This window comes from Glutamicibacter sp. NPDC087344, assembly GCF_044744225.1.
In the GTDB taxonomy this organism is placed as follows: Bacteria; Actinomycetota; Actinomycetes; order Actinomycetales; family Micrococcaceae; genus Glutamicibacter.
This window is the reverse complement of record NZ_JBIUXY010000001.1, coordinates 597484-609419: the sequence shown is the minus strand read 5'-3', so window position 1 is coordinate 609419 and position 11936 is coordinate 597484. Positions and strand designations below refer to the sequence as shown.

General features: G+C 56.2%; 10 protein-coding genes. 7 read left to right on the top strand and 3 right to left on the bottom strand.

What is annotated here, in order from left to right:
- Positions 1–116: 116 nt before the first annotated feature.
- Positions 117–365 (bottom strand): WhiB family transcriptional regulator, encoded by a 249-nt coding sequence (locus ACIOWL_RS02815; RefSeq protein WP_047118688.1) that lies wholly within the window; start codon positions 363–365, stop codon positions 117–119.
- Between the two features lie 346 nt (positions 366–711).
- Here ACIOWL_RS02815 and ACIOWL_RS02810 point away from each other — a divergent pair, with 346 nt between their 5' ends.
- Positions 712–1125, top strand: coding sequence for a hypothetical protein (locus ACIOWL_RS02810; protein ID WP_400381408.1), 414 nt, complete (start codon positions 712–714; stop codon positions 1123–1125).
- On the opposite strand, the gene ACIOWL_RS02805 is transcribed toward ACIOWL_RS02810, so the two are convergent.
- Positions 1126–4875, bottom strand: coding sequence for an FtsK/SpoIIIE domain-containing protein (locus ACIOWL_RS02805; RefSeq protein WP_400381406.1), 3750 nt, complete (start codon positions 4873–4875; stop codon positions 1126–1128).
- A gap of 284 nt (positions 4876–5159) precedes the next feature.
- Between ACIOWL_RS02805 and ACIOWL_RS02800 the strand changes: the two genes are divergently transcribed.
- The 4 genes from ACIOWL_RS02800 to ACIOWL_RS02785 are packed head-to-tail and all read left to right on the top strand — an operon-like array spanning position 5160 to position 8361.
- A complete protein-coding gene (locus tag ACIOWL_RS02800; protein ID WP_400381405.1) occupies positions 5160–6386 on the top strand; it encodes a CpaF family protein in 1227 nt (408 codons plus the stop codon).
- Positions 6383–7234 (top strand): type II secretion system F family protein, encoded by an 852-nt coding sequence (locus tag ACIOWL_RS02795; RefSeq protein ID WP_400381403.1) that lies wholly within the window; start codon positions 6383–6385, stop codon positions 7232–7234. The genes ACIOWL_RS02800 and ACIOWL_RS02795 overlap by 4 nt, the downstream gene beginning before the upstream one ends.
- Entirely contained in the window at positions 7231–8172 is a 942-nt protein-coding gene (locus ACIOWL_RS02790; protein ID WP_400381402.1) for a type II secretion system F family protein, read from the top strand. The genes ACIOWL_RS02795 and ACIOWL_RS02790 overlap by 4 nt, the downstream gene beginning before the upstream one ends.
- A 57-nt stretch (positions 8173–8229) precedes the next feature.
- Complete coding sequence (locus ACIOWL_RS02785; protein WP_400381400.1) at positions 8230–8361, top strand: hypothetical protein; 132 nt, start codon at positions 8230–8232, stop codon at positions 8359–8361.
- Between the two features lie 82 nt (positions 8362–8443).
- On the opposite strand, the gene ACIOWL_RS02780 is transcribed toward ACIOWL_RS02785, so the two are convergent.
- Positions 8444–8581: an SHOCT domain-containing protein gene (locus tag ACIOWL_RS02780; protein WP_400381398.1), complete on the bottom strand. Its 138-nt coding sequence runs from the start codon at positions 8579–8581 to the stop codon at positions 8444–8446.
- A 515-nt stretch (positions 8582–9096) separates the two neighbouring features.
- On the opposite strand from ACIOWL_RS02780, the gene ACIOWL_RS02775 reads away from it, so the two are divergent.
- On the top strand, positions 9097–9642 hold the full coding sequence (locus ACIOWL_RS02775; RefSeq protein ID WP_400381397.1) for a hypothetical protein: 546 nt from the start codon (positions 9097–9099) through the stop codon (positions 9640–9642).
- Positions 9643–10097: 455 nt separating this feature from the next.
- The gene (locus tag ACIOWL_RS02770) at positions 10098–11936 is read left to right on the top strand and encodes a class I SAM-dependent DNA methyltransferase (protein ID WP_400381395.1); all 1839 of its coding nucleotides are present in this window, start codon (positions 10098–10100) and stop codon (positions 11934–11936) included.

Below are 11936 nucleotides of genomic sequence, written 5' to 3'. Positions count from 1 at the left end.
TACCTAGCTGACCTGAGAATTTCCGGTTTAAAGCCGAAATCCGCCAGTGGTGTCTACCTCTGGCGGAATTCGTGTAGCTTCCCGGGGTTGCGAGATCTACCTCGGGAGCGGTTCTCTTAGGATGCGCGGCGGGCGCGTGCAGCGCGGCGCTTCAGAGCGCGACGTTCGTCTTCGCTCATTCCACCCCAAACGCCAGCGTCCTGACCGGACTCGATGGCCCACTGTAAGCAGGTTTCGGTCACTTCGCACCGACGGCAGACGCTTTTGGCCTCTTCGATCTGTAAGAGGGCCGGACCGGTGTTGCCCACCGGGAAGAAGAGTTCCGGGTCCTTATCCAGACACGCCGCGCGGCTACGCCAATCCATGCTTATTGATGCTCCTTGAAATCTTTGAGAGGGACGATAAGCTCTTGATCCGAACACACGAACTCCCACTTTCAATGCTCAGTGGGGGACGGTGATTCGGCCGTAGTGCTTTTCGCATCGTCAGGCTTGAACGACGGGGTCATCGTTTTACCAACCACATAAGGTTTTCATGTTACGGGAAAGTAAACAAGGGTCATTGAACCGAAATATGTCGTATTGCCTGAGTGCTTTCTCACATGGAAAACGATAATGGCTTAGGCTAGTTGGCGCTGATGTGGCGGGGGCTACAGGGGCGCCGGAGTCTCGGCGTTTGAGTTCCTGAATATCCTCAACGAAAATGGTTGGGGTGAGCAACAAAGAAACTATGACCCCACGCCCGAGAAGCGTTATTGCCGTAGCAGCACTGGTGATGTTCGAAGCTTTGGCGGTTATTGCCTACGCCGTTAGCTACACGATCCAACTCAGCTCGGATGGTGCGGTGAACATCGGCGGTCGACTTTTTATGGTCGCCTTGTGCTTGTTCCTGGGTATCTGGCAAGGGTCGGTGGCAATCAACTTTTATCGGGGCAGGGCCTTTACCCGTGCCCCGATCATCGTGTGGCAGTTGTTCCAGCTGATCCTCTCGGTCTCCTTCCTGCAGTCCGATATTCCGTTGGTTATTTTTGCCGCTGTGCTTTCCATCGTCATTGCCGGCGCCAGCGTGGTGTTGCTGTTTGCACCTAAGACGACGGCTTTCCTGGGCGACCGGCCCGCGCAATAGTCACGACTCGATGATGATGGCGCGCGGATGACCAGCAATACTGGTAATCGTGCGCCATTGCTTTTGCTGGTGTTTACCCCCGCGGGTGGCCGGTGCTAACGGGCGCCAGGACAGTGGCAGCAGGTCTTGCGCACACTGGGCTTCTACCGCAAATGCCCGACGATCATCGAGCATGAATCCGGGCAGCCCCAGATCGTAAGCCAGCCGCGGTGAGGGAGGAACAAGCAGCACCATTCGTGAACCCAGTTCCAGAGATCTCTGAAACAATAACGCGATCTCCGGCGAACCGGTGCTCTGTAGATACACGCAGATGGTTGCGCTCCGCGGCCCGGCAGTCCCATGTTCTTCAGACTCAAGCCAGGCAAACCATTGCCCTGCGCCATCCAGGAGTTTCGTATGCCAACGCGCAGCGAGAAGTTCTCCTAGTCTTTTCCGGTCGCGCTCCAACGGGCAAATGAAAAACATGGGCTCGAACGAATCGAGATAGCAGGGGCGACCGAGCAAAAGACTTCGCCCAATCTCAAGTTTCCATTCATCGGCACCAAGCTCATCAGCCGGTGGAATGGCCCAAAAGTCATCAGAAGCAGGCTGTGGTGCGACGCGGAGATCAGGGGGCAACAGCTGAATGGTCATCGGTGCGGCTGTAGGACCGAACCTGATGCCGCGGCCCGGTAACGGGCTGGTCGGCGGCAATTTGGGCCACGCCATTCGCAATTGTTCGGTCGAGTTCAGCGGAAAATACCATTGTTCCGCGCAGAGCCCGGCTGCCTTCAACAAATTCAGGTCTCGGTCTGCCATCACCACAAGCTGCACATTGCTGGCAGAACCTCGACGTAAAACCTCGATCAGCAGCTGGTCGAGTCGCTGAAAAACCAGTGGCTCCAACAGGGACTGCAACCGCGCGATCCCGTGCACCAGCACAAGCAATTGACGATCACTGGGCAACGATTCCAAATAATCGAGTGCTTCCAGAAACAGGTACTGGTCCTCACCCGTCACGGTGCGCAATCCTGGTGCCGGATCGTGGTCGTTGCCGATGGTTTCTCCCAAACAAAGCACCTGTTTGTCTTGTTTCGCCAGATGCTCGAAGAGCTGACGACCGCCGGCATCCGGGAGACCACACACCAAGAGGCCCTGACTGGGATCAACGCATAAATCCGTTAACTGTCCGGCTGGAAGGTCGTCAACCACACCACAAGTCGGCTGCGCTGAGCCAGCGACGGCAGTGTAAACCTGATCGGCCTCGGCGCCAGGTTGTGGCAGTTGCGGGGCGAAAGGGCAGCAAGGAAGCGGGGTGTGTTCCCAGCGTTTTGATACCAGCTGGACGCCACGTTGCAGACTCTTGCCCTGCTGTGGGGCCGTTGCGGTGCCAAAACTGTCAAGCGGGTGCAACAACAGGTTGCCCGGCCCGCGTTCGGAGATGTTTCCCGTCAGGTCGGGATTCACCGCTAATGCGAACTGGAATTGGTGTGCGCTATGGCCGGGCCCGCAAATTACCGCACTGCCCGGATTTCCTAAGTGCGCAGCGATTGGCGATCCCACCAACTCCGTCGATTCGGCCGCATCTTTCACCCGCAGGGCAATAACGGTATTCACGTTGGCCCGGGTTTGCCCCGAGAGCGCCCCGGCCGCCCGTTGGGTGCTCAACAGGAGGTGAATTCCCAACGAGCGGCCCACCGCGGCCAACCGGTCAATCCGTGCGGACGCCTCGCTGAGCGACTCGACAAGCACCCGGAATTCGTCGACTACCACCAGCAATCGAGGCAAGGGTGCAACATCGGGTAGGCGTGAATACTCATTCCGGTCGCTGCATTGATGTTCGGCCAGCATCCGTTCGCGACGGACTACCTCCAACTCCAGTTGGGTTAAGGTGCGCTGTGCCCCCGCAGCATCCAGGTCGCTTGCCGAAAGCTGCACGTGGGGGAGTTGTTCAAAAACGGCCAAACCTGCGCCGCCCTTAAAATCAACCAAGGCAAATGCCAGGTCTTGGGGTGAATAGCGAGCCGACAAATCGGCAATGATGCGCCGCAGCGCTTCGGACTTGCCCGAGCCGGTGGTGCCGCAGATCAGCACGTGCGGCCCGTCCTCTTCAAAGTCCAGCACCTGTTGGGTGTGGTGCGCGTCCTGCCCGAGCACGGCGATCAATTCAAAAGGGTTCGGTGCAGCCAGGTGCGAAGGACCGGGTGTTTGACCTGGAAGCAGCAGCCCTGGGACCCGCATCAGACAGGTCTGGATGATGCGCGAAAGCCGACCTGAATCAAGCTGCGCCGGGGTGTCGAGTCTCAGCTGCTCATCGGGCAAATGGGCCGTTCGCCGCACCGGATCCACCCAGTACTCGGTTAGGTCCGACAGAACCGGGTGCAGGCTGATCACCAAGGTCTGCGCTAATGCCAAGGGGCTGCGTGCGGTGAGGAAAACCTGGGTGATTACCGGTTCTTGCCCAATTTTTTGCCCCGAGTCGATGCCGTTCCTGTTGAGCATTCCGGTGGGAAGGGCCGGAAACGGGACAGTGCGTGCCAGCTGGTCACCGGCCTCCTGCCGGACATTGCGCAACAGCAACAACTCGGCAGGCAAATGGGTCACCGACGGGTCGATGACCAGCTCCACACGCCCCGCCGCGAGCTGCGGCACAAGTCGTGCAATGAGCGAAGCCAGCAGGTTGTCCACCGCCTGATGATCCCCACCCAGGATCTGCCACACTCCGGCGGCCATGGGAGCGAAAACCGGAACCTGGTGCAGCCAAGGGCCTCCTCGGCGGCCGGGGGTCCGCGGTTGGGACAACCGGCGCCGAAGCGCTCCAGGGGAGGAGGGGCCGCTTGCCGGTTGCCAGTTGCCTCGCCCGAAAACCAGCGGAGGCGGACCCACAGGAAGAACTCCCAAAACAGCGCGGTCGATCCCCGCGACGAGGCTGGTCCCCAGCGGACCCGCGAACCGTTCGCGAGCGGCCAGAACACTACGTTGCCGCTCGACCACGGTACGCTTCCACCTCCGACGCTCGCCCAGCAGCTGAAACGCCGGAAAAACTCCGAGCAAGGCCGAAATTCCGGACACCGCCAAAAACAGCATCGACCCGGTTAACAACATCAACAGGACCCCCGAGAGCACCGGGACCAGGGCCGCAACGCACAGCATCACCAGCCGGCCAAGCTCGGGCCGTTGGGGAACGTCGAATCTCAACTGATCGCCATCGATCGCTTCACCCACCCCGCTGCGCGCCGGGTCGCCAACCTCGAAGACCGTTTCGCCAAGTCGGAACCGGCTACCGGACCGAAGCTCCGCCACCCCCTGCAGGAGACGAAACGCTCCCTTCGAATAAACGCTTACCTGCTGCCCCTCCACCCCTTGAAGTCGAATTGAGCGCTCATCAACCACCACCCGTGCGTGCACCCGAGATACCTTTGGATCATTCAGATGCAGCGGAGCGCACCGTCCAATTGGCAAGGAACCGCGTCGCAACGAAACCCAGGCACCAGCGTCCTGTCCCTCGGGAACATACAGTTTCAGCCGCGTGTGACCACCCACCGAGGGCTCCACCGGATGGGGGACATCGGTCAGCAACAACGGATCCCCGGGAGATAAAGCCCGGACATCCTCAAGTACCGTCTCTCCCAGATACCAGCGAGTGTTCGGAACCTGTTTCGCCAAGAGGCCAGCCAACTGCGTCCCGCTCAACGCCGCAGACACCTGCAGCTGCAACTGCAGGGGACGCAACAAGGTGTGAGCCGACAGCAACACTTCGTACTGCAACATTCTTCTCTCCCCGGCAGTTGGATCACCTGTTGACTCAGCCGACCACAACACCGAGCTTTCATGGATCTGAACGCTCCGAGCTGGGGACAACCCGCAACGTTTTATCCACAATTTTGCACAACATCTTGAAAGCCTTTGAACTCACGGCTAGGCTCCACAGTCATAGCCGTAAATAGTCCTCGGAAGCTGCCCGAGGCTCACCGTTGCACCGGCCCTGCGCTCGCCGATGGACCCCGAACCTTACCGGGAACGCCGAACCCCCAATAGGCCCAAAGGATCTTGACGTGGATGCCCTGTCCATCGTGGAAGATGAAGTGCGAGAATTGGTCCGCCGTCGCGGCCTGGACCCAGCCAAGCAACCCGCGTTGATGAAGTCGTTGATCGAGGACGTGGTGCGCGACTATGACGAACGCGCGCTCCTGGGTGCGGTTCCGGCATTGGGCCCGTTGGAACTTGCCCGACGCACGGTGTACGACAATGTTGCCGGCTTTGGCGCGCTGCAACAGCTGCTTGATGACCCCAGTGTGGAAGAGATTTGGTTGAACTCCCCGCATCAGGTGTTTTGCGCTCGGGGTGGCCAAAGCGAGCTGACCCATATCCGCTTGGACTCGGACGAGGTGGCCTCGCTGGTCGAGCGGATGCTTAAATCTTCGGGACGCCGGCTGGATCTATCGCAACCGTTTGTCGACTGCCAACTGCCCGATGGGTCCCGGTTGCATGTGGTGATCCCGGACATCACCCACGAACACTGGGCGGTGAACATCCGCAAGTTCATCGCCCGGGCTTCACGGCTTGAGGATCTGGTGGAGCTCAAGTCGCTGAGCCCCAAGGCTGCGCTGTATCTAGGGTGGGCGATTTCAGCCGGGCTGAACGTCATCGTGACCGGTCCGACCCAGGCCGGCAAAACCACCATGCTAAATGCGCTGTCATCTTCCATCGGCTCACGTGAACGCGTCATCACGATCGAGGAGATCTTCGAACTGAACTTGGCGTTGCGCGACGTGGTGGCGATGCAGACCAGGCTGGCGAATCTGGAAGGTACCGGAGAAATCACCATGCGGCGGCTGGTCAAGGAGGCCTTGCGCATGCGCCCGGATCGGATCATCGTCGGCGAGGTCCGCGAAGCCGAATCCCTGGACATGTTGATCGCCCTGAACTCCGGCATCGCGGGGCTGTGCACGCTGCACGCAAATTCCGCCCGAGACGCAATCACTAAAATCTGCACCCTGCCGTTGTTGGCCGGTCCCAACATCACCTCTGACTTCACCATCAAAACCGTTGCGGGCTGCCTGGACCTGGTCGTGCACTGTGTACGCGACGCGTCGGGAAACCGTTTTGTGAACGAGATCCTCGCGGTTCGCAACAGGGTGGAGGGCGGTGCGATCGAAACTTCCACGCTATTCGAACGCCGGTCTGGTGAATTACTTCCGGCATCCGGCGCGGACTGGTCGCATGAAAAATTCGACCTGGCCGGATTGAACGTCGCCGAACGGCTTGGGCAGGAATCATGAGTATCTTCCTCGGGCTACTGGGCGGATTGGGGATCGCGGTCTTGGCCGACTGGTTATTGTTCGCACCCTGGAAACACTCGCGCAACAGGCATTCGAAAATCGCGCAGGCCCTGCTGCGCGCAGGGGTCACCAGTGTCAGCCCGGCCAAATTCGTGTTGATTTGTTTCGCCAGCGGCGTGGTGTTCGCGCTGGTCACCCTGGGGCTCACCGCATCGTGGTTGTTCGCCAGTGTTTTCAGCATTTTTGGGGTATTGGGGCCCTGGGTTTACCTTCGGCATCAGGCGGCAAAACGCCAAAGCGCGTTGCACGAGCAGTGGCCGGAAGTGGTTGACCACCTGCGCAGCGCAATCCGCGCCGGGATGTCGTTGCCTGAATCGCTGAGCCAGCTGGCCCACATCGGGCCAGAGACACTGCGGCCGGTATTTCGTGATTTCGCCCTGGACTACCGGGCCACGGCGAATTTCAGCACGGCACTGGACCAGCTCGGTGAACGTCTGGCGGACCCGGTGGCAGACAAGATCTTCGCCACCCTGCGCATCACGCGGGAGGTTGGGGGTACCGATCTGGGTGCGACCCTGTCAACCCTGGCCGCGTTTTTGCGCGATGACGTGCGCACCCGCGGCGAACTGGCCGCTCGTCAATCGTGGATTGTTTCCGCCGCCCGGCTTGCCGTCGCCGCCCCCTGGATCCTCCTATTGGTGTTGGGAACCCAACCGGCGGCGAAAGACGCCTACATGACACCGGCCGGGGTGTTTGTGCTGCTGGCCGGGCTGGTCGTGTCATTCCTCTGTTACCGGGTGATGCTCCGGCTTGGCGCACTGCCGATCGAAGAGCGGGTGCTCTCATGAACAGCTACTCGGCGTGGGCCGCATTGTGCGGATTGGGCATAGGTGCCGGGCTGTGGCTGATGATCTTGCGTGTTCCGGCATGGCGCCCCATGTCCTTCACCGATCGGGTCGCCCCGCACATCAGGGTCGGTGTGCGTAGTTCGCGGATGCTGCAGGATTCCTGGCACCAAGATGCTCAGGCTCCGGCGCTCTGGCAACTGCTCCAACCGCTGTTGGAACAGGCGAAAAAACTAGCCAATGTGCATAGTCCTTCGTCAACCACCGTGCGTAAACGCCTGCAGGCTGCGGGTTTGCACCTGAGCCTGGTGGACTACCGTTCGCAAGAACTGCTGTGCGCCTTTACCGGCCTGGTCATCGGCTCGGCGTTAATGGCGGCGTTGGCCTTGCGCCAGTCGGTGGCGCTGCCAATGGCGGTCACCGTGGTTTTGGGTTGCGCGGTGATGGGCTACTTCCTGCGTGGCTGGTGGCTTGGGGAACAGGTCAAACGCCGGGCTCACCGGATCCTGACACAGTTTCCCACCGTCGCGGAGGTGCTCGCGCTGACGATTGGCGCCGGTGAATCAACAACCGGAGCCGTTGAGCGTATTTCCCGCATCTGCCACGGAGAGATCGGTGCAGAATTCACCCACACCCTCAACGATATCCACTCCGGCACCAGCATGGTGCAGGCCATGTCCAACATGTCCGACCGGGTCCAGATCGGCGCGATGACCAGGTTCGTGGACGCGATAGTGGTGGCCACCGAACGTGGCACACCGTTGGGCCAGGTGCTGCGCGATCAAGCGCAAGACGTGCGCGACGCGTCGAAGCGAGAGCTGATGGAAATCGCCGGCAAACGCGAGATTTCCATGCTGGTACCCATCATTTTCGGGGTGCTTCCCTTGACCATCGTTTTCGCGATCTTCCCCGGACTAGCGCTATTGGAGATGAGTTATTGACGACGATCAAGCTATTGCCTTCTCACCGCACCATCTAAACAAAAGGAGGGGCCCGCCATGTCACGGCTCCACATCATGATGTTCAACGTCAGCCTGCTCGTTGTTGATGCAGGCCGGCACCTCTGGGACAAAACTGCCGCCCGGGCCCGCGACCAACGCGGAGATGTGCCCGGTTGGGTCATGATCTGAACTTACCGATGTAGAAAATTCTGTACGTGTGTAGAGATACGAAGAAGCCTGGGGAGTATTGCTCAACCCCGGCCACTTCTAGCTACATGCGATCCAAAAGTTCTTTGCGCTTCGCGTCAAACTCGGCATCGGTGATTAGTCCACTCTTGCGCATACCTTCCAACTCTTCGAGCTTCTTGGTTGTGCTCGGCGCTACAGGTGCTGGAGTCGGAGTAGCCATTACTACAGTCTTGTTCTGGGAACTGCGGATGATGACGGCACTGATTATGAGGAGCACAGCCAGAACTACGAATATCCATGGCCCAACCGAAGCGCTCGTTCCTGCTGTGAAGTTCGGCCCATCGGCTCGGTTATCGGAGAAGGAGCCGCTGAAGATTCCTAGAGCACCGAAAAGGATTCCTGCTACTAGGAGTCCTATCCACAGACAACCACCCTTGGCGGGTTTGGTCTCAGGAGCCGTTCTCGTAGGCTTGATACCTGCGCGACGGTTTGCGAGTTCTTCGCTGTACATATTCGGCTTATCCGGCGTGGACATGGTGCCGCCTCTTTCTCTGCGAGTGATTCCCACTGGTCAAGAGTGGGTTTTGAATCAATATATACGAAAATCATCCGGTTAAGAACTCTGTTTTGGCTTGATGTACTAGTCAGGCCCGTTCTTGGCGAAGCTAGGGTCTAAGGCGTTCTTGTCGGCGTTTTCGGATAAACTTCACCGAACACTCGTAGAAAGGTTTCCCGATGAAACGTAAGGCCTTGTCAGTTGCTCTTCTTGGTGGGCTGTTGCTTACCGGTTGTTCTGGTCTAGCTAAGACCGGCTCGGACATGAACTCCGATGTTCCTGCACAGTTAGGTTCATATAAATTCATCACTTCCGAAGATGTAGCCAAGACCGGGTTCTGTACCGGAAACCTAGGCTACGAGAAGGCCACCGAGAAGGCCGGGGTCACTCAATATGAGGGTGTCTTCCTCTACGCGAAGAATCCTGAGACCCTTCCACGCCGTGACCAGAATTGCTCCAATGTCTCGCCGGTACATGACACCGTTGATGGAATGCTGTTCACTCAGATTTGGCCAACCCCTCACAGCTCCGAGAATTGCCAAGTCTTAGACAGTGGCGCTTATGACTGCATGTTCAATGCTGAGAACACCGGCTTCCGCATGACGATGACCGGCGACGTTGACCAGTCTGCGGCTCTAGAACAGATGAAGGAGTACGCTTCTAAGCTCGTCACCGAAGCCAAGTTCAATATTCCTGAGAATGCCAACGTCGGCTGGAAACACTAAGGCCTTAAACGCCCCTCTGACGGCCTTTAAACCTTTTCCGTGAGCGTTGTTCCGCCGGTGGCTTTGAGGCCGTTAGTCGAACTCTTGAGGCCTCCTGCCTGACTTTTCAGCATATAAAGTCTGCCTAGTAAGCGTAGAAATTGCATTGAACTTCTCGACTGGTCTTCACGCACGACCTTGAGCTGGAGAAAGGTGCCGAAGCTTCCCAAACGGAGTGCGGGCGCTCCAACAGAGGTGTGCGGACAGGGAGGTGCGGTACAGCGGAGACTGGGCAGCCTGAGATTGTGATCATTGTCCAAGATGCTTCATCCAGCTATGATGTCTCAGCATCAGGTCGTCGCATGTAAAGTGTAAGCTGTGCTCGCCGGATCTGGGCAATTGTAAACAGTGCCCCCATCTGGCAAGAGTTGCTAGTGAATGAAGATGCTGGCCAGTTATGACATTAAGGAGACAACTTGATTGAAAAGACCACAGACATGTGGGTGTTCAATGAGCTCATCAGTAAGGGCTTCATTGACGCTTCGTTTAATCCAGTTGATCCAAAAGTGCGAGTGTGGGCTGAGAAATCAGATGTTAAGCTTATCTCTGACTCACTGGCCGTGGCATCGAAGCGAAAAAGTGGCCATGTTGGACGCCCCGAATTTATCATTTTTGACGAAGTTCATAACCTAGTCGTTGTAGTTGAAAACAAAGCCTCGACGAAGAAGCATATTTTCGAAAATGACTTAACCGAGAGAGTCGACGAATACGCAGTAAACGGAGCGCTTTGGTATGCAAGTTTTCTGAAGGAGAACTTCAATGTTCTAGCCGTTGCCTGCTCAGGTATAGATCAGCTAACTAGGCGAATTGATACCTTCGGCTGGAAGCAAGGTGTGGATACCTTCACGAACCTCAACGTGCATGAGATGTTAACTGTTGACGGGTACCGTAACTTGACCGCATCGCCGTCTAAACTGAGCGAGGCTCTTAGTCAGGGTCGTTTGTTGTCTTCTGCAAATGAGATTAACTCATTTATGCATCATGAAATGAATATAATTGAACATAATCGTCTTTATGTAGTCGGCGCAATCCTTTTTGCATTGGAAGACCCTGTATTTAAGACCGCATATTCTCAATATAATAGAAATCGGGATATTGCAGATGTTCTTTGGAATACCCTTGAGCGTCGAATTAAGGGATCTGTTGTGCCGGACAAATCCATTCTCATTGATGAGATGCGCCCGAGGATTTTGTCACTTGCGAGTGATGAGAAACAAGCAATCCGCGATAAATACCCTAAGGGAACTGTTCACAAGCTCATTTCAGACGTTGATAGAATTCTCTATGAACACTACCAAGACAGTGAACTCGATTTAATTTCATTGTTCTTCAACGTTTTTCTTTCGTATTCAACAAAAGGCGGGTCTGATTTAGGGATTGTCCTCACCCCTGGACATATAACAAGGCTGTTCACCGACATTGCTGAAATCGACCTGAACTCTAAAATACTTGATCCGTGTGTTGGCACGGGCGGTTTCCTTACGGCAGCGTGGCGTCGCATTGCCTTATCGGAAGACTATTCTCTTAAAGAAAAGAAAAACTTCAAGGAGAACAATCTTTTCGGCGTAGAACTTGAGAAATCTGTATACTCAATTGTTGCGTTGAACATGTTCCTGAATAAAGATGGCCAATCGCATTTGACAAACACTGACTGTTTCTCAATTGCTGCTGAGATGCGAAAGTACGATTGCAATGTTGGATTCATCAATCCTCCGTATTCAAATGCAACGTATTCGGAGATCTCGTTCGTTGAGCTTATGCTCGATTCGCTTTTGCCAAATTCCATCGGCATCGCCATTGTTCCTGTGAACGCGGTTTCTTCACGAACCAAAAAACATGCTGACAATGACTTTTATAAGGAACGAATTCTAAGTAAGAACAAACTCGTTGCATCAATAGAGATGCCTAAAAATCTCTTTTTCCCTAAAGGTACGGAAACGATAGTTTTGGTCTTCGAAACCGGAGTGAAGCATTCCGGCAAGACATGGATGGCGAAATTTGACGATGCTTTTAACCTAGTAAAACATCAAAAGACTAGAACTCCTACTGGTGGCAGCGAGTTGGCATACCAAGAGTTTATTGATGCCTATCGCAGCAGGCGTGACGGTGATTTTTCTTTCCATGTCGACCTTTCTTATGAAGATCAATGGGTTTACACGCTCTTTAATGAGGAAGATTATGAAATAACGACTGCGGATTTACAAAAATCAGTCAACGAATATATTGCCTATCTGTTTTCAAACCAATATTTGTGA

Coding starts and splice junctions, on each gene's coding strand:
- ACIOWL_RS02780 (WP_400381398.1), bottom strand. CDS start 8,581: ATGGCTACTCCGACTCCAGCACCTGTAGCGCCGAGCACAACCAAGAAG.
- ACIOWL_RS02795 (WP_400381403.1), top strand. CDS start 6,383: ATGAGTATCTTCCTCGGGCTACTGGGCGGATTGGGGATCGCGGTCTTG.
- ACIOWL_RS02785 (WP_400381400.1), top strand. CDS start 8,230: ATGTCACGGCTCCACATCATGATGTTCAACGTCAGCCTGCTCGTTGTT.
- ACIOWL_RS02815 (WP_047118688.1), bottom strand. CDS start 365: ATGGATTGGCGTAGCCGCGCGGCGTGTCTGGATAAGGACCCGGAACTC.
- ACIOWL_RS02805 (WP_400381406.1), bottom strand. CDS start 4,875: ATGTTGCAGTACGAAGTGTTGCTGTCGGCTCACACCTTGTTGCGTCCC.
- ACIOWL_RS02775 (WP_400381397.1), top strand. CDS start 9,097: ATGAAACGTAAGGCCTTGTCAGTTGCTCTTCTTGGTGGGCTGTTGCTT.
- ACIOWL_RS02790 (WP_400381402.1), top strand. CDS start 7,231: ATGAACAGCTACTCGGCGTGGGCCGCATTGTGCGGATTGGGCATAGGT.